This window comes from Tautonia rosea (assembly GCF_012958305.1).
GTDB lineage: Bacteria > Planctomycetota > Planctomycetia > Isosphaerales > Isosphaeraceae > Tautonia > Tautonia rosea.
Genome location: NZ_JABBYO010000014.1, coordinates 80,064 through 103,589, shown reverse-complemented (window position 1 = coordinate 103,589; position 23,526 = coordinate 80,064). Strand labels below are relative to the sequence as shown.

Here is a 23,526-nt window from a genome sequence, read left to right as displayed (position 1 = left end):
CGTAGTGAGAGAGAAGTCCATGCTCCGTCAGCCTCTCCCTCGAACCTGGGGCTACGGGATCGCCGTACTGGCCGTCCTGGTTGCCTCGATGGTGCGCCTGGCGATGGAGGGGGTGTTCGGGCCGCATCATGGGTTTGGAACGTTCTTGCTCGCCGTGGTTGTCGTGTCGTGGTTGGGGGGGGGCGGTCCTGCAATTCTGACGCTCGTTCTCGGAGTGGTCGTCGAGTTATGCGTCGTCCTCGTTCCCCGGGCGTCTCGCGAGATGGGTCAGGCGTCCGATTAGATGGAGCTGATCCTCCTTGGAGTGGTCGGGGTCCTGCTGGTGGTGCTGAGAGAACGACGGCGAGTGACCGCTCGGCTTGGGTCCACTTCGATCGTGGATCTGGGCAGGGACGATGGTGAGAGGTCGGAACGAAGCTTGAAGCAGGAAGAGAGTGAACAGCGATTTCGTCAACTGGCCGACACGATGCCTCAAATACTCTGGACCGCGGATCCCGAAGGAGTGGTCAAGTCGTTCAATCGACGCTGGTATGAATATGCGGGAATGACCATCGAGGAGGCGGTGTCGCGGGAAGGATGGCTCGCGGCCGTTCACCCGGATGACCAGCCTCGGATTCGAGCGATCAGGAAGCGAGCCTTTGGACAGGGGGATCTTCTTGAGGCCGAGGTTCGGTTGCGGCGGAGCGATTCGACGTATCGATGGCATTTGATTCGGTCTGTGCCGGTGCGGGATGAGTCGGGACGGCTGCTTCAACGGTTCGGAACGGCGACCGATATCGACGATCGGAAGCGAGCCGAGGAGCGTTTGCGAGTCAGCGAGGGGCGACTTCGACTGGCGCTTCAGGCAGGTCGCATGGGGACCTGGTACTGGGATGTCCATAGCGATCGGATCGACTGGTCTGACAACTTGGAGGAGGTCCTCGGAGTGTCTCCGGGGGCGTTCGATGGAACCCTGAGCGGGTTTCGTCAACTGATCCATCCCGAGGATCGAGCGCGAGTGAAGGACGCAATTTCCCGAGCCATCGCCACGAGGTCGGGAGACGAGGTCGAGTTTCGGATTTCCCGACCCGATGGCTCGGTGGTCTGGCTCCTCGGTAAGGGAAAGGTTGAGACAGACTCAAGTGATTGCCCGGTCCGCGTGCTCGGGCTCGTGATGGACATCACCGCAAGAAAGGAGGCGGACCGAGAACGAACCGGGCTTCTCACGAGGCTCACGACCCTGGTGGATCATACCCCGTTGGGGGTCATCGAGTGGGACGCTGAATTCGTTGTGACGCGTTGGTCAGGTCAGGCGGAAAAACTGTTTGGGTGGACGGCAAAGGAGGTCATCGGAACGCGGATTGACGAGGTTCCGTTGCTCTTCGAGGACCGTGAGCAGGTCGAAGCGATCAAGGATCAGCTCCTCGACCCGACAAGCAGGTTTGTCGTGGCCCACAACCGAAACAGAAGTCGGTCGGGCGATCCCCTTTGGTGTGAATGGTACAACTCGGTCCTGCACGACGAGATGGGGCGAATGGTGGCCGTGCTTTCGCTGGTGCTCGACGTGACAGAACGGTGCCGGATCGAGGAACGCCTGCGATCGGAACGGGAGCGGGTTCAACTGGTCGCTGATGCGGTTCCAGCACTCCTGTCCTACGTTGACGCGAACGCCTGTTATCGATTAAATAATCGTTCGTATGAGCGATGGTTTGCGATGAGTCGCGAGGATGTCTTTGGGAAGCACATGCGGGAGGTGCTGGGCGATTCTGCCTGGAGGACGATTCGACCGCATGTCGAGGCGGCGTTGGCTGGGGAGGAGGTGAGCTACGAGTCGGAAGTTCCGTATCGGGACGGGGGAACGCGCTGGATCAGTGCGACGTACACTCCCGACGTGGGCGAGGGAGGGTTGGTTCGGGGTTTTGTGGCGCACGTGACGGACATTACTGAGCGACACCTTCGCGAGGAGGAGTTGCGAACGAGTGAAGCCCGGTTCCGCCAATTGGCCGAAGCCATGCCTCAGATAGTCTGGGTGGCCGACCCGACAGGCCAGGTTCGATATCTGAGCCGTCAATGGGCAGCGTACACCGGGATGCCGACCGAGGAGGGAATGGGGGATCGGTGGGTGAAGAGTGTTCACCCGGACGACCGATCCGGATTGATCAACCGTTGGGAAACGTCAGTTCGGGAGGAAACCCCCTATCGAACCGAGTTTCGATTACGAGACTCGAACGGCCAGGACCGATGGCACATGGTTCGGGGGGTTCCGGTGAGGGACGACAACGGTCAGGTCGTACGATGGTACGGTACGATCACCGATATTGATGAGCCGAAGCGGTTAGCCGAAGCGCTTCAGGACGCCGATCGTCGCAAGGATGAATTTCTGGCGACCCTGGCTCATGAACTGCGGAATCCTCTTGCCCCGATTCGCCACGCCGTTGCCTTGCTCCGGAAACAAGGTCCGCCTGATCCTGAGTTGCAATTGCATCGTGACGTCATCGACCGCCAGGTTGGAAACATGGCCCGGCTGCTTGATGATTTGCTTGATGTTTCTCGCATCACCAGCAACAAGCTCGAGCTGCGACGCGCGAAGGTCGACGTGGCCTCGATTGTTCAGGTGGCCGTGGAGACAAGCCGGCCGTTGATCGAGGCGGGAGGGCATGAGTTGACCATTGACATGCCGTCCGAGCCCATTGTGCTTGATGCCGACCCGACGCGATTAGCTCAGGTTTTTTCGAACCTCCTGAACAATGCGGCGAAGTATTCGGACGTCGAGGGACGGATCACGTTGACGGTTCGGCAAAAGGAAGGGCAGGTTCACGTCTCGGTGCGCGATACGGGAATCGGGATCGATGAGGAGCACTTGACCCGCATCTTTGAAATTTTCTCACAGGTCGAGCCGGCCCTCCACCGATCGCAAGGGGGGCTCGGGATTGGGCTGGCCCTGGTGCGGGGTCTCGTTCAGTTGCACGGTGGGACCGTCGAGGCACGGAGCGAGGGGATCGGCGCCGGCAGCGAGTTTATTGTCCATCTTCCGCTTGCTGAAATGGATCAGACCGAGTCGCTGACGACCGAGCGAACCAAAGAGAAGGGAGACTTCCGTATCTCTCGGCTTCTTCTGGTGGATGATCACCTGGATTCGGCTCAGACACTCGGGAAGCTGCTGGGCCTGGCAGGTCTTGATGTACGAATCGCCCACGATGGGCGTTCGGCACTCTCAGTGATCGATGAGTTTCAACCTGAGGTGGTGGTCCTCGACATCGGATTGCCCGACATGGATGGGTACGATGTGGCCCGACAGATTCGGAGCCAGCCTGCGGGGGCCTCACGGACGTTGATCGCGCTGACAGGATGGGGCCAGGCCTCAGACCGTCTGCGATCGCGTGAGGCCGGCTTCGATCAACACTTAGTCAAACCTGTGGACCCGGATGAATTGCTGGACCTTCTTCGACAGTTGTACCCGAAATCGATTCCCTGATGATGAGATTTCCCTGATTCTTGAACATTTCCTTGTTCCTTGCGGTGGCGGAAGAATTCGATTGAGGTTCCCGTTATCGTGGAACCCAGAAGGCAAGCCCCACGAAGCCTGATCGTCAGATCGTGCGAATCGAACCACGAGCAATGACCAACTCGGGGACGATCGGGACGAGGGGCGATGCGATCGAGCCGCTGGTATGGTGGAGGATTGAGAACGGGTCGGCGCCCGACGATGGTGGAATCTCGGTGATGGAGAAGAACCAGGCGCTCGGGTCTGCTCGGTCATCCAAGCCTGGACACTTGCCAGGACGGGCGTTACGCTCCAATCATCGTGTTCACAGCGAGTCGGCGGTCATGGGTGTGTTGGAGACAGCATCACCGGTTGATCGGGAGCAATTTGCAGAGACAGAAGCGAAGGCCTGGACTGCAAAAAGCCAGGCCCTTCCGGCGTCTTGAGAGAGTGCGAACGCATCATGATGGCATACGAACGTTCCCGACGATCATTCCTTCGCATGGGCTGCGTCGCGGCAGGAACCGCTGCCCTGGTCGCCCGATCGGAGGGTGCGAACGCAGGCGGTGAGGGTGGAGACCTTCTGGCCTATGTCGGCACGTTCAGCTCTCCGCTGCGCGATGTCTTGCCAACGCAAGTCGACCTGCCCCCCGGCAATGGACGAGGGATTCATCTGTTTCGCGTGGATCGAAAGACCGGAGCGATGACACCGGCTGGTCTGTTCGAAATGGGGACGAGCCCGAGCCACCTGGCCGTGAACGCGAACGGGACCCGACTGTATTCGGCAAACGAAACGGATCGGATCGACGAGGCAAATCAGGGGACGGTCAGTGCGTTCGCCATCAATCCGGCGGACGGTCAGTTGACCTTGCTCAGTACGGTGCCGTCTGGAGGAGCGGGTCCGACCTATGTGAGCATTCATCCGTCGGGTCGTTTTCTCCTGGTGGCAAACTATTTCGGGGGATCGGTGGCGGTGGTACCGATCCTTGCAGATGGTCAGCTTGGGGAGGCCACAGAGGTCAAGGTCGATGAAGGTGAGATTGGCCCGACGCGAGCCACCCACGCACCACCGGGGAGCTTTGCCATCAGTGGCCATGATCGGACCCACGCCCACATGATCGAGGCAGATCCTTCGGGGCGTTTTGTGCTTCACGTGGATCTGGGCTTGGATCAAATCTTCGTTTGGGAATTTGATGATCAAACGGGGACGTTGAAACCGAGTGAATCGCCAGTTGTCTCATTGCCCCCTGGGGATGGTCCTCGCCATTTCCATTTTCATCCGAACGGACGCTGGTTCTACTCGATTCAGGAGGAAGGATCGACAATCGTTCTGTTCGACTACGATTCCGAGACGGGAAGGTTAAGTTCGAGGCAGACGGTTTCAAGCTTGCCGCCTGGATATGCAGGAAGTAATTTCTGCTCCGAGATCCTGGTTTCTCAGGACGGCACCCATGTTTATGCAGGCAACCGGTTGCATGACAGCATCGGGATTTTCGAGATTGGCCAGGATGGTACGTTGACCATGGTCGGCAACGAATGGACTCGCGGGAATTATCCTCGGAGCTTTGGCTTCGACCCGACCGGAAACTTCCTTTATTGTTGTAATCAGAGAGCCGACCACGTGACTGTCTTTCGTGTGAATCGGGACAGTGGAGGCCTGGAATTCACGGGCCAGTACGTACCCGTCGGCAACCCGTCTTGCATCCTGTTTCTCGACCTGGCGAGGGTGAAGCCAGCGTCGTGAAGGGAAGAAGTCACACGCTCCGGGATTTCGGAGCGTGATGGAGAGGCGTCCTGATCATTCGCCTCAGGAACGGTAGTGAGGAACCGTTACTGGGGTCTTGGTGCGTTATCGCCCAGCCCAGTAGGCGACTTCGGGGGTGTAGCGATTTCCTGCGGCGATGCCAGGGGGAAAGGACGCGTTAAGGCGTTCGAGTTCGCCGGGGGTCAGGACCACCTCAACAGCCTGAATATTGGCTTCAAGGTGGGTGCGTCGCTTCATGCCGGGGATCGGGACGACCTGATCTCCCTGAGCGAGGACCCAGGCCAGCGCGATCTGCGCGGGCTGGACAGCGTGCGCCTGGCCGATCTCCTCCAAAGGTCGGAGTAAGGCGAGGTTGCGGGCAAGATTCTCGTCGGTGAATCGAGGATTGCCGGCTCGCCAGTCGCCTTCGGAGATGGCGTTTCGACTGGTCAGGGCTCCGGTGAGGAATCCTCGACCGAGGGGACTGAATGGGACGAATGCGATGCCGAGCTCTCGACAGGCCGGCATCACGTCAGCTTCAGGCTCACGGGTCCAGAGCGAGTATTCCGATTGCAAAGCGGCGATCGGATGGACGGCATGAGCGCGCCGGAGCGTGGCTTCGGAGACCTCGGACAGCCCGAGGGCACGGACCTTCCCCTGTGCGACCAGTTCAGCCATCGCCCCGACGGACTCCTCGACGGGGACATCGGGATCGATCCGGTGAAGGTAGTAGAGGTCGATCACGTCGGTGTTGAGTCGGGCCAGGCTCGCGTCGCAGGCGGATCGGATGCGATCGGGGCGACCATCGACGCCGACCGTCTCGGTGCCGTCGGGTCCGGGACGCTTGACCCATCCGGTCTTGGTGGCGAGGACGAATTCGGAGCGACGGCTGGCGAGGACCCGACCGACGAGTGACTCGTTGTGTCCGTTCTCGCCGTAGGAGTCAGCGGTATCGATGAGGGTGATGCCGCGGTCGAGGGCGAGGCGTAACGTGGCTTCGGACTCAGCCTCATCGGCAGGCCCATACGAACCAGACATTCCCCAGCATCCCAGGCCGATGGCCGAAACACCTAGCCCACTCTTGCCAAGAGTACGATGGTGCATCGAGGGTCTTCTCCAATGAAGTTCGAGGAGTCACTGAACCGTTTACACAGTTTCGGGAAACAACACTTCGGAGGGTGCCCGAACGTTCGATGAAGCACTGGTCAGGTCATTTCTGCTGACGACGGGTGCGGGCCTTGATTGCAAGCTCAAGGCGTCTTCCAAATGGTGACAGGATGAGAAGGGCCAGCAGGGTGATGAGCAATGCGGAGGCCGGGCGACCGAAGCCGACCGCCATGCCGAGCGACGCGGTCAGCCAAATGCCGGCTGCGGTCGTCAGGCCATGGGCATGGGACCGATCGCTCGATCGGAAGATGACCCCCGCACCCAGAAATCCGACCCCGGTCAAGAGCCCCTGGACGACCCGACTCAGGTCACCTCCTGAGATACCGATCAACTCGGCGATGAGAACGAAGGCGGCAGAGCCGACTGCGACCAGCATGAACGTTCTCATCCCCGCCGATCGAGACCGGAGGGTTCGTTCCAGACCGAGCACGCCTCCGAGCAGGGCGGCGATGCCGAGGCGAAACATCGTTTGGATCAGGCGGGAAACCTCGCCGAACTCTGCAAGATCGGGACCAATGGCATCAACGAGCAGTTGCCAGAAGGCGTCGATCATGCTCGACCCCGAGAGAGGAATGGCTCGCGTACGTCGGCAACGCAAGGCCCGCGGGTCGAGCGCAACAGCGACTGAAATCGCAAACGCACAATACCACGGGAGCGTATGGGAATCGAACCCACCGACGACCTGTCTCCAGGCCGCCCAACTGGTTTTGAAGACCAGGGCCGGCACCAGCCGTGCGTCCGCTCCCCGAAGGAAGGAGTTTGATCGTAACGAATTGCCGAGGATGCCGCGAGGGGTGGCTGGTCTCGTTTCGAGCGCATGGTAAAGGCCAGTGCGGGTCAAGTTGTTCGGAATGAGGAGGGAGAGCTTGCTGAATGGTTGGCGATGGGCGACGAATGACCTTTACGGCCGATTCTGGCTGTCTCGGAGTGAGAGCGGCGGGGGCTTCCGGTGAAGCCTGACCGCCGTTACGATGCTCCCAGCGAAATTCGCTGGAGGCTCGCTGACAACCTCAGCAGAATGCCGCAATGTCCCTTTATTGTTTTCCGATCAGGAGTTGCACGCGATGGCCTCGGACCCGACCGCAAAAGATCAGAGGCAGCCATCTCAGCAGATCGAATCTGTCAAGATCTTCTCATATCCAAAGGTCATTTTCCTTTGGCCCACGATGGTGTTTGCACTGATTTGTGGGACAGGCATGCTCATTGTCGGTGATCTTGAGACGACTCCCGAACCTCCGGTCACGCCCGAGGCGGTGGAAGTGGTTCAGGCCGCCGAAGAAGGTCAGGGAGAAGGGGCCCAGGTGGCCGAGGGTCAGGTCGAAGCGGAACAGGTGGCGGAGATCGAGGTGCCCCCTCCGGGAGCTCGACGTTTTTCGAGCTGGCAGAACATTTTCGGAGCGGTGTTTCTGATTGTGTTCGCCGTGAACATGATGGTCATGTCGCTCGATTTCCCCAGGTTCACGCTGATTGCGGTGATCCTGTTCGCTCTGACATTGACCTTCTTGCTGCTCTACCTGGCGTCGCAGGGGGTCGACTTCCTGTCTCCTTTGACGGCGCTCTCCAGGCATCTTTACTTCGCGGCCAACGCGGGCTTCTTCTTTGCGATCGCGTTCATTCAGGCGGTGATGTACGCGATCATCTGGGCGACGCGATACCTCGACTACTGGGAAATTCGCCCGAACGAGGTGTTGCATCACCACGGCCCGTTGAGCGATCTCGACCGCTATCCGACGATTCAGTTGAAGTTCTCGAAGGAGATTCCGGACATCCTGGAATTCCTGCTTGGGCTCGGGGCTGGGCGTCTCGTCCTGAACTTCTCGACGAATGATCGGGTGGTGACTCTCGATCACGTGCTGTTCATCAACTCGAAAGAGGATCAACTGAAGCGGTTGATGAGTCAGCTCCAGGTTCGGATTCCGGGTCAGGAGGTTTGATGCTGGTGTTCGACCAGTCCTGATTTGACCCGCCTGATCGTCCTTTTCCTCTGGAACGGGGCGATCAGGCCGCTTCGCGTTGGGGAGCTTGATCGGCAAGCAACTCGTCTCGGACGGGGCCGAGCAAGGCGGCTTCCAGATCGGCCAGGCGTCGGGCGATCTGGGCGCCGTCGAGTATGCGGTGGTCGTAGATCAGCTTGACGGTGACTCGGCCGCTCGCGTCAATCGGGCCATAGGTCAAGGTCGTAGTCAAGGGGCTGATCGGGTGATACGACTCGGCCCCGAGGCTTCCGTAGCTGGAAAGACCGAAGGTGCCGAGCCGCTTTGCGCGCTTCGGTCCTGAGACGTGGAGCGTCGACCACCAGAGGAAGCGTCGGATCGGGGCGGGATAGCTACTGATTCGGAGCATCTGGCGGAAAAAGCCAACCTTTTCGATCGGCCAGGTTCGGTACTCGTCGAGCGCTTTTTGAAGCTCGGCGATCGGTTGCCGTTCGGGGGCTCGAAACAGACCAACGACGATGACGGGTTCTCCGTCGTGCTCCCGTTCCATGGCCAGCGAGGCGATTGAAAACGGGTGTTCGTACAACCTGAGATGCGGGACGCTGAGCAATGCCCGTCGCAAAGGTGGGTGAGCGTCGCAGACGATCCCAAACCCCTTGAGAAAGAGGACCGCCCACGACGGCCGTAGCGGGTGGGCGCGCCGGGCGTCGGCCAGGGGGCCGAGATTCATTGTCCGGCCGACCGGCACCGAGGGGACCTTTGACGCATAGTGCATCATGTCCAGGATGAACCGGCGGGGGCCGGAAAGCGGCAGCGATCGTCCCTTGGGCTCGGGCATCCGTGCACCTGCGCGTCGGGGAAAAGTCATGGAGAAGAGGACGAATCAGATGAACAATTCGTCACTTTACTGTACCAGCAAGGTTATCGCGCCTTCCGCACCATGGATCCGGATGCCCCGAAGCCAGGGAGCTTCGTCGCGGAACCGATTCCATGTGTCTTTCACCGTGAACTCGGTTTCTGTCGGCTGTCCGCCCTCCGCAGGGACAGCCACGACAAAGAAATCCTGAATACCGTCGTCTGGAGGAGACTCATACTTACCCGGGATGATTCGGGGATGCTGGGGGAGGGCTCTCGGGTCAATAGCAGTCACGGTGACGCTCAAGCTCGGTGGGTCGGTTGGCTCCACGGCACATTCGGCACGAATGATGTCTTTGACGACTTGAAGACCGCCGGAGCTTTTCTGCTGCCTGCCTTGGGCGAAACAGAGGCCGGCAAGTACGCAGGCCAATGTTACGCTGGCGGCCGTGATCAACCCATTTTCCCGCAGGACGTCCATGGCTTCCTCCAGATCGTCTTGTTCGGAAGGGAGATGATCGCTCGGAACCATACGACGATCAGGCCGTTTCGGGAAGGGGAAACGAATCGGGAGCAAGGGCCGTCAAGCCTAGAAATGCGATGCCGGCAAGAAGGAAGGAACGCAACCGATGAGTGCGAACGCAACGGTCCAGGTGCATCTGGTGCCGACCTTGATTCTCGAAGGGGCGCTGGCGGGGGGGGTGGCAGTGGTGGTCGATGTCTTGCGAGCGACCTCGGTGATGGTCCGGGCTCTGGCGTCGGGATGTGACGCGATCATCCCTTGCCTGGAGATCGAGGAGGCGAGAGACGTGGCTCGGGCCTTGCCCAGCGGTTCGGCCGTGCTGGCGGGAGAGCGTCAAGGGGTGGCGATCGAGGGGTTCGACTTCGGCAACTCTCCGGGAGATTTCACTCCAGACGTCTGCCGGGGGAAGACGGTCGTGATGACCACGACCAACGGGACGAGGGCGATTCTGGCGAGCCTGGAGGCCGATCGGGTCTTGATCGGAGCGTTTGCCAACCTGAGGGCGATCCGGGAGGAGCTGCGCAATGAGTCTCGAACGGTCCACATCGTCTGTTCGGGGACGGATGGCTTGGTCAGTTTTGAAGATACGCTGCTGGCTGGAGCCATCGCCAGTCATCTGGATCGGGTCGAGGGATTGTCGTTGGGAAACGACTCCGCCAGGATTTCGGCCCGAGCCTGGCTGAGCGTGACCTTTGGCAACGAGAATCTCGACGAGGTGCTTCGCACCGGCCGAGGAGGGCTGCGGGTGTCGGAACTCGGGCTGGGACGGGACATCGTCGAGGCCGGTGCGGTGGATACGATCGGCATCGTTCCGGAATTGCGGCGCGATCCGCTTCGAATTGTGAGGGCGGGGGCGACCAGAGAGGGCGGCATCGGTTAGAATCGTGACTCGATTCACAAACGACCGGATGAGGCGGGCGTTCCCGTCCTCTCGATCAACGAGTCGATCCCGTTAGCCTTGAATCCGAATGACCCCCTTCGAGAGCGGGGCGGCCCATGCCAAGGTCTGCCCCAGGAGACGCGACCTGATGGACATGGAGAAGATCGTTTCCCTTTGTAAGCGTCGCGGGTTTATCTTCCCGTCGAGCGAGATTTACGGGGGAATCAACGGCTTCTGGGATTACGGCCCGCTGGGTGTCGAACTGAAGCGGAACATCAAGGACGCCTGGTGGCGCGACTGCGTTTCGGGACGGGATGACATGGTCGGGCTCGACTGCTCGATCATCATGAACCCGAAGGTCTGGGAGGCGTCCGGACACGTCGGCGGGTTCGTGGACCCGATGGTTGATTGCCGACAATCGAAGGAACGCTATCGGGCCGACCAGCTTTACGTCTTCGGTTTGGCCCGCGAGATGCCCGACCCGCACTCGGCCCAACATGCCTACGAAGGGGCAACCGGCCGGATGTTCCCGGATTGGGTCGAGGTCTGTGTTTCGGGAGTGGGCGCGTCGCCGCTCGACGCCTGGGACGCGGTGCGGCCGAAGGCGGCGAAGCTCTTGAAGACGAAACCGGCGAATCTGGGAGAGCCGCCCGCAGCGACAACGGTCCTCTATCTTCACCTCGCTCCCGAGCAGCGCGACCGTGTCCTGGGACCCGCGGCCGACGAGCCGGGCACGCTGACCGCCCCTCGGCAGTTCAACCTGATGTTCAAGACGAGCGTCGGGGCCCTGGAAGATGCGTCGAGCATTGCCTATTTGCGTCCCGAGACGGCGCAAGGGATCTTCGCCAACTTCAAGAACGTGGTGGACACGAGTCGGGTGAAGCTGCCGTTTGGGATCGCCCAGATCGGCAAGAGCTTCCGGAATGAAATCACGCCGAGGAACTTCACGTTCCGGTCCCGGGAGTTCGAGCAGATGGAGATTGAGTTCTTCTGCCGTCCCGAGGAGTCGGAACAGTGGTATGCTTACTGGAGGAACGAACGCTTCAACTGGTATGTGAAGCACGGTTTGCGGAGCGATCGGCTCCGGCTCCGGGATCACGACCCGGACGAGCTGGCCTTTTACTCGAAGGCAACGGCCGACATCGAGTACGAGTTCCCGTTTGGCGTCAGCGAGCTGGAAGGGATCGCCCATCGGAGTGATTACGACCTGAAGCAGCACCAGCAGTTCAGCGGAAAAGACCTGACGTACTTCGACGAAGAATCCAAGCAACGCTTCCTGCCGCACGTGATCGAGCCGTCGGCCGGTGCGGATCGAGGGACGCTGGCGTTCCTCTGCGAGGCGTATACCGAGGACGAGGTGGGCGGAGAATCACGCACCGTCTTGAAATTCCACCCAAGGTTTGCGCCGATCAAGGCGGCACTTTTCCCACTCGTCAAGAAGGACGGGATGCCGGAGAAGGCGGAGGCGATCTACCGCGATCTGAAACGACGACACAATGTCTTCTATGATGAGAAGGGTGCGATTGGCCGCCGTTATCGCCGCCAGGACGAGGCGGGAACACCGTACTGCATCACCGTGGATGGCCAGACACTGACCGATGGCACCGTGACGATCCGAGACCGCGATTCTTTGGTGCAGAAGCGCATTGCCTCGGAGGGGATATCTCGACTGGTAGAGGATCTGCTCGACGGTACAACCGACATCCAAGCGATCGGATCCTGATTTTCCTGGGACGAGCGGCCAGACCGACATCGCACGCATTGGGATTCTTGGCCGATCGGAAGACACGACCCACCGCCCCTACCCTCACCTTCAGCGACGAGACAGGATTTCGCATGGAGCCGTGCATCAACCAGGCCACGACGCTCGGCACGCCGTTTGAGGCAGACCTTCCCGCGTACAGTCGGGTTGGCTGGCAAGCCGTCGAGCTCTGGATGACGAAGCTGGAGGAGTTCCTCCGGACCCACTCGATTTCCGAGGCACGATCGATGCTCGAAGGGGAGGGACTTCGTCCTGTGGCAGCCTCGTTTCAAGGTGGGTTGATGCTCTCTCAAGGAGCGGAACGGGCCACTCACTGGGACCATTTTCGGCGTCGGCTCGACCTGCTGGCCGATCTGGGGGTGCCGACCCTGGTGGTGGTACCTGACTTCGTTTCCGTGCCAGGTCCGGACGATCTGGCTCGGTCAGCCGCATCGATCACCGAAGCGGCCGAACTCGCGGCGACCAAAGGGGTGCGGCTAGCCCTCGAATTCCAAAAGACCGCCCGCTTCTGTGCGAGCCTTGATACGACGCTTGCCCTGATTGCCCAAAGCGGTGCGCCGAACGTCGGGGTTTGCTTCGATGCGTTCCATTACTACACAGGACCGAGCAAGTTTGAGGATCTCGGATATTTGACGGCCGAGAACCTTGCCCTTGTGCAACTGAGCGACCTGAGTGGCGTCCCCCGAGAACTGGCGAGTGACTCGGATCGCATCTTTCCGGGAGACGGTGATCTTCCCCTGGGACCGATTCTCGAACATTTCGGCCGAATCGGTTATCAGGGGCCGGTTTCACTTGAAGTGCTGAACCCCTTATTCTGGGAGATGCCCGCCGATCGGGTGGTGGGTATCGCACTGCAGGCGATGGAACGAACGCTGGGAGACTGGTTGACGCTACCCGAATCCGAGGCACCGGAGGCGGAGGGCTAAGCCGTGTCGATCGTGATGGTGAACCGATCCCCGGTGGCGATCTACCGGGAGGAGCAGTGGTTCCACGGCTGGATCTACGCGGTCCTTCTCGGCATGGCAGGGCTTGCGCTTGGCGCGGTACTGTGGTCCTATGACCCGAATAGCCTGATTGACGACCTTCGCATGCACCGGGGGTTTCCTCTGGCCATTGCCGTGGGACTCAGTGTGCCACCGATGCTCGTCGTCGGACTGCTTCGGATGACCACGGAAGTGTCGCCGACAGAGCTTCGCATCTGGTTTGGCCTGGTGCCAACCTACCGGCACGTCGTGCCCTTGACCGAGATTCGGGGCGTTGAACCAGTTCGATACCGCCCTCTGGCAGATTGTGGCGGCTGGGGATTCCTTCGGAGTCGAAATGGCGACCGCGTCTTCACGGCAAGGGGAGATCAGGGTGTTCGAATAACCCTGCACGACGGCTCGACCCTCCTCATCGGGACCCAGAGGCCCGATGAGTTGGCGAGGACACTCGATCAGGCGGTACGCGACCTGTCCTAATTGGGAACGGACTGACGTCGGCCGACGAGCTGAGGCTCAGATCGTGAGGGTTCGGTCCCTCGCGATCACTGGCCAGCGATCGACGATCGTTCCGCCCTGAATGGCAAGGGCCTCGCGATGAAGGGCGCAGGTTGGGCAGATATGGACGGGGATGGCGAGAACGGGAGTGCCAGGGGGAAAGTCCGCGGCAGCAGGCGTTTCGACCATGAGGTGCTCCTCATTCTGGCGACCCAGCTTGGCGTCGGGAATCCCGAGCACTGCAACGCGGTCGCCCATCGGGTCGGAGGCGACGGCCTTGGTCCCAATGTCGAGGCAGAGTAAGCCCGGCTTCGGTCGGCTCGCCACGCGGCCGAGGAGCAGGGCCGCCGGAGTAAAGGGAAGGTCCGTGAATTTCGCGCCGTAGCCGACATCGTGCAGGACCACCGTTCCCGGAGAGCATTCGAGGTTTGGTAAGTCCAGTCCTGCGTAGATCGGGAACGGCGGTGTGCCTCCCATAACGATCCGAGGGACAGGAAGCCCCTGAGCTTCGAGCCGGTCTCGCATGGCCGTGACCTGCTCGACGATGCGCATCACGAGTGATCGGCGCTGGTTGAGGTCGGGATCGGAGGAGTGGCCGTCGTAGGCGTGCAGTCCGTCAGGTTCCAGACCGGGAAGTCGGGCGATCTCGGCGTAGAGGGCGTCGGCCTCGGGACCGGGGATGATCCCGGTCCGGTTCATGCCAACGTTCAGGTCGATGAGGGTGGGGATCGATCGGCCGACCCGGGAGACGGCGTCGGAGAGGGCCCGAGCGGGTTCGAGCTCGTCGACGACAGCGCGGAAGGTGGTCTTGGGATAGGTCGTCAAGAGTCGCACTATCCGATCGACATTCGGCCCGACCGCCTGGTAGGCGAGAAGGACGTCGGGAGCGCCGGCCTGGGCGAGCATCTCGGCTTCGGCAATCGTCGCGCACTTGTGTTTGGTGATGCCCTCCTCCAGGGCCATCCGAACGATGGCCGGCATCTTGTGCGTCTTGACGTGAGGACGAAGTCGGGCGGGGTCGCCGACCATCTCGACCATCTTGCGGAGGTTCTCGCGGACGAGGTCTACGAAGATGACGAGCGAAGGACTCGGAATCTGGGCGAGGTCGTCGATGCGGTAGCGCTCGGCGGCCTCCTGGGGAGAGAGCATGGGCATGGTCAGTTGACCTTGAGACAGAGAGTGGAAACGGATTGCCTGTCGAGGCGTCGGTCTGGCTCGTGCGGCTGGCAATCAGGTCTCGGATTCGAGACAATATCAGCTTTTCCGCGATCGGGCACAACCCACCGCATTCTCCCCACCTCCAAGCAACGCGAGGCATCGCCCCTCATGGCATTCGATACCCGCCACCGCAGCCGAATCCTACTCGATGGTCCGAGTCGAGCAGCCGCTCGGTCCTACCTCAAGGCGATTGGCTTTACCGATGACGACCTACGCAAGCCGATCATCGGGATCGCCAATACCTGGACCGAGACGATGAACTGCAACTACCACCTCCGCACCCTCGCGGAGGACGTGAAGCGAGGCATCCGCGAAGCCGGGGCCACGCCGATGGAGTTCAACACCGTTGCCATCAGCGACGGGATCACCATGGGCACCGAGGGGATGAAGACCAGCCTCGTCAGCCGAGAGGTAATCGCCGACTCGATCGAGCTGATGGGCCGAGGGCACTACTTCGATGCCGTCATCTGTCTGGCAGCCTGCGACAAGACGATGCCCGGTAGCGCCATGGGTCTGCTGCGGCTCGACGTGCCGGGCCTGGTCCTTTACGGTGGCTCGATCGCCCCGGGGCATTATCACGGCAAGGACGTAACCGTTCAGGATGTCTTCGAGGCGATCGGTGCTCACTCACGAGGCCGGATGACCGACGAGGAGCTGCATGAACTCGAAGGCGTAGCCTGCCCCGGTGCCGGCGCCTGCGGCGGTCAGTTCACCGCGAATACAATGGCGCTAGCCTTCGAGTTCCTCGGAATTTCTCCGATCGGGACCGCGAGTCCTCCGGCCACCGACCCGAGGAAAAAGGAAGTTGCGTACAAGGCCGGCAAGCTCGTCGTGGAACAACTGTCGAAGGGGTTAAAGCCGAAAGAGCTGCTGACCCGTTTAGCCTTCGAAAACGCGATTGCCGGTGTGGCTGCAACGGGGGGATCGACCAACGCCGTGCTCCACCTGCTTGCGATCGCCCGGGAAGTCGGCGTTCCCTTGACGATCGAGGATTTCGATACCGTCAGCACCCGAACTCCGACGCTGGCCGACCTGAAGCCAGGTGGGCGGTTCGTTGCCGCCGACCTCGACCGCGCTGGGGGCGTTCCCCTGGTGGCTAAGCGACTGATCGAAGCCGGGAAGCTCGATGGCTCGCAGCGGACTCCGAGCGGTCGGACGATCGCCGAGGAGTCGGCCGTGGCGGTCGAAGAGCCGGGGCAAGAAGTGGTTCGATCCCTGGATCACCCCCTGAAGCCGACCGGCGGACTGGTGATTTTGAAGGGGAACCTTGCTCCCGAGGGATGTGTGATCAAGGTTGCCGGCGCGGAGCGGATTTATCATCAAGGACCCGCGCGGGTGTTTGACTCTGAAGAAGAGGCGATGGCCGCAGTGCTCTCGGATCGGATTCAGCCGAACGACGTGGTGGTGATCCGCTACGAAGGTCCGGCGGGCGGTCCAGGGATGCGGGAGATGCTCGGCGTCACTGCGGCGATTGTGGGTGCGGGGCTGGGAGAAACTGTTGCCCTGATGACCGATGGCCGTTTCAGTGGCGCGACTCGAGGACTGATGGCCGGTCACGTGGCCCCGGAAGCGGCCCGAGGCGGACCGATCGCCGCGGTTCGAGACGGCGACGTGATCACTTTCGATATTGCCAACCGACGGCTGGACGTGTCCCTCTCTGATGACGAGCTGAAGGATAGACTGTCGTCCTGGACTGCCCCGAAACCGAAGTACGAGACCGGTGTCATGGCCAAGTATGCCGCCCTTGTCTCCTCGGCATCCGAGGGGGCCGTCACCCGTGTGCCGGTGCCCCAGCCCGACCCGAAAATCTGACCATCTTGCAAGGAAAGGGTGATTTTGTAAGCCCTGGGGCCATCCCGAACGGGTGGTCCCGGGGTGCTCTGGAAGGAGCGGTCGAGACGAGAAGTTCGGCAAGAATCTGTTTGACACGCTGAATGGCCCCGTTAGGATAGAGTTAGCTCGAACCCGCCTCGCGTCGTCCCTGTCGAGACGCACTGGCCTCGGTCGGCGCCGAACTGTCGGGCCCTCCGCATCGAGGTTCGTCATACCTGCCCGTGCTCTGGACGACCGTACATCAAACGCATGTGACTGGCGATCGTGCGTCGCGATCCCCTCGGCGGGCCCTGGTCCCGGCGATCGTGGAACGATCTGGAGTGATCGCCGAGTGCGATCGCGCTCCGGTGCTGCGATCTCTCCGGACAGTTCCGGCGAGGTGTCGGCGTGTTCTGGAAGCTTGTGTTGACGATCGCCATCATTTTGCTCGTCGTCGGGCGCACCTCGGTTCTTCGCAATCCGATTGTCCGACTGGTGCTTCCTCGATCGTGGCAGACGGCCCTGTCGCTCTTGCCGTCATCGATGCCGAGACGCGAACCGCACTCGCGTCGGGAAGCAGCGTCGCCAACGACCGAACCCCCGAACAATCTACCATCTCGTCGATGGCTCGACGGGAAGGTCCGGCTCATCCTGTTCGTGCTGTTCCTTCTTGGAATTGCCGCGTGGATGGCGACTCGGGCCATGATCACGATGGAAACAGATGCCGGGGCAACTTTGCCTCCGCCTTGATCCCTTGATCTGCGTCAATCTCTTCTCGGTTTCCCAACGGCTTACATCCCGACTTGCTTCGCTCGTCGCTGTCTCTCGACCTGACCCACTCCGGAGGCTTCCCCGATGTTCCAGGACCTGTTCATCGTCGCCGTTCTTCACATGTTTGGCCCCTGGGAAATGGCGGCGATCGCCATGGTCTCGCTCCTGATTTTCGGCAATCGCCTGCCCGGCGTGATGCGATCGCTGGGCAAGAGTGTGACCGAGTTCAAGAAGGGGATGAACAGCATTGAAGAAGAGATCGAAGAAGGCGCAACCGCTGACGCGAAGAAGCCCGAGGCTGCGACCAAGGACGTCTGATTGACGGGACAGATCGACGGGACGATCGCGTGATTCGCGTCTCGATTGTCCCTCGTGTTCCTCCCAAAGGCGAGCCCGCATTGACATCTTTGTGTGGAGTGCTTCCGATGCTCTATGCCTTTCTCCCCGGGGTTGGCCCGCAGGAGATGGTCGTAATCGCGATCCTCGGCGTCTTGCTGTTCGGCAAGCGGTTGCCGGAAGTGGGGAAGTCGCTGGGCAAGGGAATCGCTGAGTTCCGCCGAGGATTCAGTGGTGTTGAGAACGAACTGAGGTCGATCGGCCGCCAGGCAAGTTCGACCTCACCGACACCCATGCGATCGTACAGCAGCTCGACCTCCAGTGCTGCTCCGGCCGTCACCAATGATCTCACCCCCGATCCGACGGTTCCCAAGTTCGAGCCGCCGACCGCCGCCCCCTCCCCTGCCCCTCGGGGCCAGACGGCTTCGGCCTACGATCCGCAACCTTACCACGACTGATGGTTCGGGGGTCGTTCTGATGATCGGCCCCTTCGGGTCCCGAAATCCCTACGAGTCACCGTCTCCTCGCCAGGAACTGACCCTCGACTTGGGAACGAGTGTCGGCTCGGAGCGGGGGATTTTCTCGGTGACGTTTCAGGTCACCCATGACGTGATGAAACGGGCCGGTAAGGGCGGGCTTTCTCCGCTCATGATGACCGGTTTCGTTCTCATGCTGGCCCTGATCGGCATGGGTCTGGCCGTGGTTCCGTTTCTTCGGGAACATGGTGTTACCAGGGATTCTCTCCGGGTGCTTTTGGTCTCGGCGCTTCCGATGCTCGCCCTGGTTGGTGCCATCGTCTGGATCAGTGTCCGGAAGCGAGGACGAGGATCGCAGGAGACGCCCTTCGAGACGACGGTGGTTCTGACCCCCTCTGAACTTGTGATCCGGGATGAAGGTCTCGCCGAATTGCGTCGATCATGGTCGAGCATTCCCAACGTTTCCCATAACCGATACCGGATTCGATTTGATTTCTTGATGTTTGATCCAACGACCGGTCGGTTCACCAGCCAGGTCCGATCGTGCCGATCCGGGCCTTCGAATCGGATGCGGACGAGGCCGGGTTTCTGTCGAACGCGAGGGCGTTCATCCAGGCTTGCAATACCGCTGAGGGTCCCGGACTGATCCGGGAGCGAGGTCATCGGGTTGGAGCGTTGAGGTGATCGCCGACCCCTCGCGTGCCGATGGCGGCGAGAATGGCCTCGGCATCGTAGACGCAACCTCCCCAGGTCCCGCCGCTGAGTGACTGGAGCGCGGCCCAGAGGTGGGTATCGTCGGGGAGATCGGGATCGGGAGAGAGGTCGGGGTGGGGCGAACGTTCCAGGAGAATCTCCTCGCCGCGTTCGGGTCCGAATTCGTCCGATCCGATGCCGACCAGATCAACCCGACCGACCAGGCGAACGCGATCGACCTCGATCCGGATCAGGTCACCGTCGCGGACCCGCCCGATCGGACCGCCGGCCAAGGCCTCGGGTCCGACGTGGCCAAGGCAGGCTCCGGTCGAGACGCCGGAGAAGCGGGCATCGGTGATCACGGCCACATGCTTGCCGAAGGGGAGATGTTTCAAGGCGGAGGTGATTTGGTAGGTTTCTTCCATGCCGGCTCCCATCGGGCCGCGTCCCATGAGGACAATGACGTCTCCGGGAGCGATGGCAGTTTGCCCCCCCTGCCCTTTGATCGCGGCGATGGCGTCACGCTCTCGGGTGAAGACGCGAGCCGGACCAACCTTGCGGTAGACGCCATCGTCGTCGACCACGCTGGGGTCGATGGCAGTGCTCTTGACCACCGACCCGAGCGGCGCGAGGTTGCCGATCGGGAAGGTCACTGTGCTGGTCAGGCCGCGTTCTCGGGCACGACCGGGATTCATGATGACATCGTCCGGATCGACCCCGTCGAGCCGGTGCAAGGTGTCGCGAAGACGGACCCGTCGTTCGGAAGCCTGCCACCAGTCAAGCACCTGACCCAGCGATCCCCCGGAAACAGTCGGGACGGAGTCGTCGATCAATCCCAGGTCGCGGAGGTGGAGCATGACCTCGGGAACTCCTCCGGCGAGGAAGACGCGGACGGTCGGGTGGTCGTCCGGCCCGTTCGGCAGGACGTTAACGAGCCGAGGCACCCGGCGGTTGACCGCTTGCCAATCGTCGACGGTCGGACGTTGTAATCCGGCCGAGAAGGCAATGGCCGGGATGTGCAGCAAGAGGTTCGTCGAACCTCCGAAGGCGGCATGGACGACCATCGCGTTGCGGACGGCAGTATCGGTGAGGATGCTGGAGAGAGGAATGCCCCGGTTGGCCATGGAGGCGACGGCGCGGGCGGATCGGCGGGCCATGTCCTCCCAGATCGGTTGTCCGGAGGGGGCAAGGGCCGCGTGCGGGACGGTCATCCCCAGCGCCTCGGCGACTACCTGCGTGGTGGCGGCCGTGCCGAGGAACTGGCAGCCGCCGCCGGGAGTGGCACAGGCTCGGCAGCCGAGGTCGGCGGCCTCGGCCAGGGTCAGCTCACCATGAACATAGCGTACGCCGATCGTTTGGATCTTGCCGGCGTCTTCTCCTCGGGAAGGCGGTAGGGTCACGCCACCAGGAACGAAGACGCAAGGAAGCTGCTTCGAGCCGGCCAATGCCATCAGCATGGCGGGAGCCCCCTTGTCACAGGTTGCGACCCCGATGACTCCCCTGCGGCGGGGGAGGGATCGGATGAGCCGCCGCATGACGATGGCGGCATCGTTGCGATAGGGGAGGCTATCCATCATGCCGGTTGTGCCCTGGGTCCGACCGTCGCAAGGGTCGGTCACGGCTCCGGCAAACGGTAAGGCGCCGATCCTGCGTAGCTCCTCTGCAGCGGCTCGCACGAGCAGGCCGATTTCCCAGTGTCCGGTATGGTAGCCGAGGGCAATCGGCCGGCCATGATCGTCTCGAAGGCCACCCTGAGTGCTGAGAATGAGGAACGGGTCGTTTGCGGAGGTCGAAGGCTCCCATCCCATTCCCGTGTTTTGTGAGAGTCCGAACAGATCACCCGAGGGCCAGGAGCGGAGCATCTCGTCTGTTAAGGGAAGAGCGCCTTCAGGCCCCTCAGCACGGGTCTGGACTTCGAGACACTCAGCGGGGGCTTCGACGATCTCGGAGAAGTCGAATAAGCGATTCCGGTCCATGGTCTTTTCAGCCTCAGACGGAGAACAGCGAGTCAACGACCGTATGGTTTGCATTCCTTCATGACGAGTTCGACCATCTTAGCGGTCCTGTTCGACGATCGCATCCGATTGGCATACGAGATGCTCGGGAATCGTTTGTCACAGTCCCTCTTCGCAGTACATCTGGATCGGGGCAACGACGCTTCAGCGGATGTTGATTACGAGGTCGTTCAATCGAGGTGAGTCATGGAAACTATTGGAGCAGTCATCGGCTGGATCGTGTTTGGGCTTGTGGTCGGTTTGCTGGCTCGTCTCCTTCATCCGGGAAAGGATGAGATGGGTTTACCGACGACCGTCCTCCTGGGGGTTGCCGGGTCGTTACTGGGCGGTGGATTCTGGTATGTGTTGCGAGGAGGAGGAGACTCGTTCAGTCCCGGGGGATTCTTCTCAGCCCTGATTTTTGCCATTCTCTTGCTGGCGTTCGGCGTGTTTGCCAATGATGCTCGATCGAGCAAGGTCCGGGGTTAACCTCTCGGCTGGTACGTTCACGTGACCTTCCTCGGGTCGGTTTCGAGGCGTTGTTTCTTCATCATGAGGCCGAGATGGCAACCACAAAACCGACCCGAGTTGAGGCAGAACGGATTGCTCCCGAGGCAACGTCCGAAGAGCTGTTTCTGGACCGGCTCGCCTGGTTCATGGATGCGAATTTTCGAATTCCGGGGACCAAAATCCGGTTCGGTGCCGACCAACTCGCGGGTCTGATCCCAGGAGTCGGCGACCTGGCGGGGGGAGCCGTACAGGCGGCATTGATCTTGATGGCCATTTACTACTACAAGCTTCCGAAGCGCATTATCGTTCGCATGGTCCTGAACTCGGTCCTGGACACGACGGTAGGAGCGGTTCCCATCGTTGGTGATCTGTTTGACGTGGCATTCAAGGTCAACATGCGCAATGTGCGATTGTTGCGCGATGCCGCCGCGAAAAAGCGAGGCGCGACCGAATCAACTTAATGATTCGTCGGTCGCGCCGAAGTCGGGTGGGGCGAGAGATCAAAACAGTTCCTGGATCGCGTGACCGTTGTCAACAAGGCGGATGGGCTGGCCGTCCGGAGTCTGGAAACGGTGCTCCGGATTAATGCCAAGCGCGGTAAAGAGGGTCGCGGCCAGGTCACTCGGAGTGATCGGACGATCGATCGGTTGATCACCCCGATCATCAGTTGCCCCGAGAACAAGGCAAGATGGCATGCCTCCTCCCGAGAGAAGGATGCTATTGGCTCGGCCGTGGTGGTCGCGACCGGCGGCATCGTTGATCTTCGGGGTGCGGCCGAACTCACCCATCATGATGACGAGCGTTTCGTCGAGCAGGCCACGCTCGTGCAGGTCGGCGATGAGGGTCGACACGCCGCGATCGATGGGCGGGGCAAGGGTGTCGCGAAGCATCGGGAAATTGTTCAGGTGGGTATCCCATCCCACAGGACCCGCGCCTTGATCGTTGACCGTGACGAAGGAAACTCCGGCTTCCACCAGTCGCCGGGCCAGGAGGAGTGACTGGCCGAGCTGAGTCCGACCGTAGCGGTCGCGGAGCTTGGAAGGTTCGGTGTCGATCTGAAAGGCCTTTTGCGCGGCACTTGAGGTGAGAAGGTCGAATGCCTGATCGGAAAAGGCGTCTCGGCTCGTTGTTAGCGGAGTATCGATGACGGCATCGGCCGCAAATTGATCGAGGGTCGCAACCATGGACCGACGGCGTCGGAGGCGATCGAGCGTGAGACGGTCGGGAGGAGTGAGGTCGCGGACGCGGAAGCCGTCCTGATTCGGATCGCCACCGACGGCAAAGGGATCATAGGCAGGGGTGAGATAGCCGCTTGAGGCAAAGAGCGGGGCTGAAGGAATGGCGGTGTGTGGTGGGAGGGTACTGGCGTTGAACCCTCGGACCTTGGCAACGACGCTGCCGATGCTCGGATAGACCAGGGCCGGGCTTGGTCGGTAGCCGGTTAAGAGATGGTGCGAGGCTCGGTCGTGCTCGGCCTCGGGAGAGGTGACGCTTCGGATGAGGGTTGAGCGGTCGAGGACCTGGGCAAGCTCGGGGAAGATCTCGCTGATCCAAACACCGGGAACGGACGTTTCGATCGGATCGAATTCGCCTCGGAATTCGCTTGGAGCGTTGGGCTTGGGGTCGAAGGTATCGATGTGACTGGGGCCGCCGGAGAGCCAGATCAGGATGCAGGACTTCGCCCGAGGAGTACCGGCGAGGGTCGCTTCTGTTTCGTAGAAGTTCTGACGAGCGGCAAGGGAACGGAGGCGAAAGACGTCGTCGAGGGCCAGACCGAATGCGCCGAGCACTCCAGCCCGGAGTACTGCTCGACGGGATGGTCCGGGGCAGGAGCGGGACGGGGGAGTCGATCGCATGACAAGGTCCCTTGATCTGATTGAAGTTGGCCGACGAAATCAAGACGGAAGTGG

General features: G+C 61.3%; 22 protein-coding genes and 1 tRNA gene. 15 read left to right on the top strand and 8 right to left on the bottom strand.

From position 1 onward, the window contains the following. Nucleotides 1-19 precede the first annotated feature (19 nt). The 3 genes from HG800_RS21390 to HG800_RS21380 all read left to right on the top strand — a co-directional run bounded on the left by HG800_RS21390 (nucleotide 20) and on the right by HG800_RS21380 (nucleotide 5,207). Nucleotides 20-283 carry a DUF4118 domain-containing protein gene (locus tag HG800_RS21390; protein WP_169979301.1) on the top strand — a complete coding sequence of 88 codons (264 nt, stop codon included), beginning with the start codon at nucleotides 20-22 and terminating at the stop codon, nucleotides 281-283. After that, nucleotides 284-3,454 (top strand): hybrid sensor histidine kinase/response regulator, encoded by a 3,171-nt coding sequence (locus HG800_RS21385; protein ID WP_169979299.1) that lies wholly within the window; start codon nucleotides 284-286, stop codon nucleotides 3,452-3,454. Between the two features lie 472 nt (nucleotides 3,455-3,926). Next, a complete protein-coding gene (locus HG800_RS21380) occupies nucleotides 3,927-5,207 on the top strand; it encodes a lactonase family protein (RefSeq protein WP_169979297.1) in 1,281 nt (426 codons plus the stop codon). Between the two features lie 105 nt (nucleotides 5,208-5,312). On the opposite strand, the gene HG800_RS21375 is transcribed toward HG800_RS21380, so the two are convergent. The 3 genes from HG800_RS21375 to HG800_RS21365 form a co-directional block, all read right to left on the bottom strand. Next, the gene (locus HG800_RS21375; protein ID WP_169979295.1) at nucleotides 5,313-6,311 is read right to left on the bottom strand and encodes an aldo/keto reductase; all 999 of its coding nucleotides are present in this window, start codon (nucleotides 6,309-6,311) and stop codon (nucleotides 5,313-5,315) included. Between the two features lie 106 nt (nucleotides 6,312-6,417). Beyond that, nucleotides 6,418-6,927 (bottom strand): MgtC/SapB family protein, encoded by a 510-nt coding sequence (locus HG800_RS21370; protein ID WP_169979293.1) that lies wholly within the window; start codon nucleotides 6,925-6,927, stop codon nucleotides 6,418-6,420. Nucleotides 6,928-7,023: 96 nt separating this feature from the next. Continuing rightward, a tRNA-Sec gene (locus HG800_RS21365) sits at nucleotides 7,024-7,120 on the bottom strand. A gap of 318 nt (nucleotides 7,121-7,438) precedes the next feature. Here HG800_RS21365 and HG800_RS21360 point away from each other — a divergent pair. Further along, on the top strand, nucleotides 7,439-8,308 hold the full coding sequence (locus tag HG800_RS21360) for a hypothetical protein (RefSeq protein ID WP_169979291.1): 870 nt from the start codon (nucleotides 7,439-7,441) through the stop codon (nucleotides 8,306-8,308). Between the two features lie 64 nt (nucleotides 8,309-8,372). On the opposite strand, the gene HG800_RS21355 is transcribed toward HG800_RS21360, so the two are convergent. Together HG800_RS21355 and HG800_RS21350 are read right to left on the bottom strand one after the other, a co-directional pair. Beyond that, complete coding sequence (locus HG800_RS21355; protein ID WP_169979289.1) at nucleotides 8,373-9,146, bottom strand: hypothetical protein; 774 nt, start codon at nucleotides 9,144-9,146, stop codon at nucleotides 8,373-8,375. Nucleotides 9,147-9,212: 66 nt separating this feature from the next. Continuing rightward, nucleotides 9,213-9,644 carry a hypothetical protein gene (locus HG800_RS21350; RefSeq protein WP_169979287.1) on the bottom strand — a complete coding sequence of 144 codons (432 nt, stop codon included), beginning with the start codon at nucleotides 9,642-9,644 and terminating at the stop codon, nucleotides 9,213-9,215. Between the two features lie 148 nt (nucleotides 9,645-9,792). Between HG800_RS21350 and HG800_RS21345 the strand changes: the two genes are divergently transcribed. The 4 genes from HG800_RS21345 to HG800_RS21330 all read left to right on the top strand — a co-directional run bounded on the left by HG800_RS21345 (nucleotide 9,793) and on the right by HG800_RS21330 (nucleotide 13,788). Further along, a complete protein-coding gene (locus tag HG800_RS21345) occupies nucleotides 9,793-10,566 on the top strand; it encodes a 2-phosphosulfolactate phosphatase (RefSeq protein ID WP_169979285.1) in 774 nt (257 codons plus the stop codon). Between the two features lie 148 nt (nucleotides 10,567-10,714). Further along, complete coding sequence (locus HG800_RS21340; RefSeq protein WP_169979283.1) at nucleotides 10,715-12,289, top strand: glycine--tRNA ligase; 1,575 nt, start codon at nucleotides 10,715-10,717, stop codon at nucleotides 12,287-12,289. Nucleotides 12,290-12,402: 113 nt separating this feature from the next. Beyond that, nucleotides 12,403-13,254 carry a sugar phosphate isomerase/epimerase family protein gene (locus tag HG800_RS21335; RefSeq protein WP_169979281.1) on the top strand — a complete coding sequence of 284 codons (852 nt, stop codon included), beginning with the start codon at nucleotides 12,403-12,405 and terminating at the stop codon, nucleotides 13,252-13,254. 3 nt (nucleotides 13,255-13,257) lie between these two features. Continuing rightward, nucleotides 13,258-13,788, top strand: coding sequence for a hypothetical protein (locus HG800_RS21330; RefSeq protein ID WP_315852076.1), 531 nt, complete (start codon nucleotides 13,258-13,260; stop codon nucleotides 13,786-13,788). Between the two features lie 36 nt (nucleotides 13,789-13,824). Here the strand turns inward: HG800_RS21330 and HG800_RS21325 are convergent, their stop codons facing one another. Continuing rightward, nucleotides 13,825-14,961: a D-TA family PLP-dependent enzyme gene (locus tag HG800_RS21325; RefSeq protein ID WP_206352381.1), complete on the bottom strand. Its 1,137-nt coding sequence runs from the start codon at nucleotides 14,959-14,961 to the stop codon at nucleotides 13,825-13,827. A 171-nt stretch (nucleotides 14,962-15,132) separates the two neighbouring features. Here HG800_RS21325 and ilvD point away from each other — a divergent pair, with 171 nt between their 5' ends. From ilvD to HG800_RS21300, 5 genes are all read left to right on the top strand, one after another. Beyond that, the gene (gene ilvD / locus HG800_RS21320) at nucleotides 15,133-16,836 is read left to right on the top strand and encodes a dihydroxy-acid dehydratase (RefSeq protein WP_169979279.1); all 1,704 of its coding nucleotides are present in this window, start codon (nucleotides 15,133-15,135) and stop codon (nucleotides 16,834-16,836) included. Nucleotides 16,837-17,244: 408 nt separating this feature from the next. Next, nucleotides 17,245-17,586 (top strand): hypothetical protein, encoded by a 342-nt coding sequence (locus HG800_RS21315; RefSeq protein WP_169979277.1) that lies wholly within the window; start codon nucleotides 17,245-17,247, stop codon nucleotides 17,584-17,586. Nucleotides 17,587-17,691: 105 nt separating this feature from the next. Next, nucleotides 17,692-17,925, top strand: a complete 234-nt coding sequence (locus HG800_RS21310) for a Sec-independent protein translocase subunit TatA/TatB (protein ID WP_235963861.1) — start codon at nucleotides 17,692-17,694, stop codon at nucleotides 17,923-17,925. A gap of 107 nt (nucleotides 17,926-18,032) precedes the next feature. After that, nucleotides 18,033-18,401: a Sec-independent protein translocase subunit TatA/TatB gene (locus HG800_RS21305; RefSeq protein ID WP_169979274.1), complete on the top strand. Its 369-nt coding sequence runs from the start codon at nucleotides 18,033-18,035 to the stop codon at nucleotides 18,399-18,401. Between the two features lie 19 nt (nucleotides 18,402-18,420). Further along, the gene (locus tag HG800_RS21300) at nucleotides 18,421-19,065 is read left to right on the top strand and encodes a hypothetical protein (protein ID WP_169979272.1); all 645 of its coding nucleotides are present in this window, start codon (nucleotides 18,421-18,423) and stop codon (nucleotides 19,063-19,065) included. 13 nt (nucleotides 19,066-19,078) lie between these two features. Here HG800_RS21300 and HG800_RS21295 read toward each other — a convergent pair whose 3' ends face one another. Beyond that, a complete protein-coding gene (locus HG800_RS21295; protein ID WP_169979270.1) occupies nucleotides 19,079-21,088 on the bottom strand; it encodes a YjhG/YagF family D-xylonate dehydratase in 2,010 nt (669 codons plus the stop codon). Between the two features lie 225 nt (nucleotides 21,089-21,313). Between HG800_RS21295 and HG800_RS21290 the strand changes: the two genes are divergently transcribed. Next, a complete protein-coding gene (locus HG800_RS21290; RefSeq protein ID WP_169979268.1) occupies nucleotides 21,314-21,595 on the top strand; it encodes a GlsB/YeaQ/YmgE family stress response membrane protein in 282 nt (93 codons plus the stop codon). A 74-nt stretch (nucleotides 21,596-21,669) separates the two neighbouring features. Continuing rightward, complete coding sequence (locus HG800_RS21285; protein WP_169979266.1) at nucleotides 21,670-22,077, top strand: DUF4112 domain-containing protein; 408 nt, start codon at nucleotides 21,670-21,672, stop codon at nucleotides 22,075-22,077. Between the two features lie 39 nt (nucleotides 22,078-22,116). Here the strand turns inward: HG800_RS21285 and HG800_RS21280 are convergent, their stop codons facing one another. Beyond that, complete coding sequence (locus HG800_RS21280; protein WP_169979264.1) at nucleotides 22,117-23,472, bottom strand: DUF1501 domain-containing protein; 1,356 nt, start codon at nucleotides 23,470-23,472, stop codon at nucleotides 22,117-22,119. Between the last annotated feature and the right edge of the window lie 54 nt (nucleotides 23,473-23,526).

Excerpts from the sequence above, each read along its gene's own strand:
- HG800_RS21280 (WP_169979264.1), bottom strand. The coding sequence starts at position 23,472 with ATGCGATCGACTCCCCCGTCCCGCTCCTGCCCCGGACCATCCCGTCGA.
- HG800_RS21325 (WP_206352381.1), bottom strand. The coding sequence starts at position 14,961 with ATGCCCATGCTCTCTCCCCAGGAGGCCGCCGAGCGCTACCGCATCGAC.
- HG800_RS21350 (WP_169979287.1), bottom strand. The coding sequence starts at position 9,644 with ATGGACGTCCTGCGGGAAAATGGGTTGATCACGGCCGCCAGCGTAACA.
- HG800_RS21305 (WP_169979274.1), top strand. The coding sequence starts at position 18,033 with ATGCTCTATGCCTTTCTCCCCGGGGTTGGCCCGCAGGAGATGGTCGTA.
- HG800_RS21295 (WP_169979270.1), bottom strand. The coding sequence starts at position 21,088 with ATGGACCGGAATCGCTTATTCGACTTCTCCGAGATCGTCGAAGCCCCC.
- HG800_RS21375 (WP_169979295.1), bottom strand. The coding sequence starts at position 6,311 with ATGCACCATCGTACTCTTGGCAAGAGTGGGCTAGGTGTTTCGGCCATC.
- HG800_RS21285 (WP_169979266.1), top strand. The coding sequence starts at position 21,670 with ATGGCAACCACAAAACCGACCCGAGTTGAGGCAGAACGGATTGCTCCC.
- HG800_RS21370 (WP_169979293.1), bottom strand. The coding sequence starts at position 6,927 with ATGATCGACGCCTTCTGGCAACTGCTCGTTGATGCCATTGGTCCCGAT.
- HG800_RS21355 (WP_169979289.1), bottom strand. The coding sequence starts at position 9,146 with ATGCCCGAGCCCAAGGGACGATCGCTGCCGCTTTCCGGCCCCCGCCGG.
- HG800_RS21385 (WP_169979299.1), top strand. The coding sequence starts at position 284 with ATGGAGCTGATCCTCCTTGGAGTGGTCGGGGTCCTGCTGGTGGTGCTG.
- ilvD (WP_169979279.1), top strand. The coding sequence starts at position 15,133 with ATGGCATTCGATACCCGCCACCGCAGCCGAATCCTACTCGATGGTCCG.
- HG800_RS21360 (WP_169979291.1), top strand. The coding sequence starts at position 7,439 with ATGGCCTCGGACCCGACCGCAAAAGATCAGAGGCAGCCATCTCAGCAG.
- HG800_RS21300 (WP_169979272.1), top strand. The coding sequence starts at position 18,421 with ATGATCGGCCCCTTCGGGTCCCGAAATCCCTACGAGTCACCGTCTCCT.
- HG800_RS21340 (WP_169979283.1), top strand. The coding sequence starts at position 10,715 with ATGGACATGGAGAAGATCGTTTCCCTTTGTAAGCGTCGCGGGTTTATC.
- HG800_RS21380 (WP_169979297.1), top strand. The coding sequence starts at position 3,927 with ATGATGGCATACGAACGTTCCCGACGATCATTCCTTCGCATGGGCTGC.
- HG800_RS21335 (WP_169979281.1), top strand. The coding sequence starts at position 12,403 with ATGGAGCCGTGCATCAACCAGGCCACGACGCTCGGCACGCCGTTTGAG.
- HG800_RS21290 (WP_169979268.1), top strand. The coding sequence starts at position 21,314 with ATGGAAACTATTGGAGCAGTCATCGGCTGGATCGTGTTTGGGCTTGTG.
- HG800_RS21390 (WP_169979301.1), top strand. The coding sequence starts at position 20 with ATGCTCCGTCAGCCTCTCCCTCGAACCTGGGGCTACGGGATCGCCGTA.
- HG800_RS21345 (WP_169979285.1), top strand. The coding sequence starts at position 9,793 with ATGAGTGCGAACGCAACGGTCCAGGTGCATCTGGTGCCGACCTTGATT.
- HG800_RS21310 (WP_235963861.1), top strand. The coding sequence starts at position 17,692 with ATGTTCCAGGACCTGTTCATCGTCGCCGTTCTTCACATGTTTGGCCCC.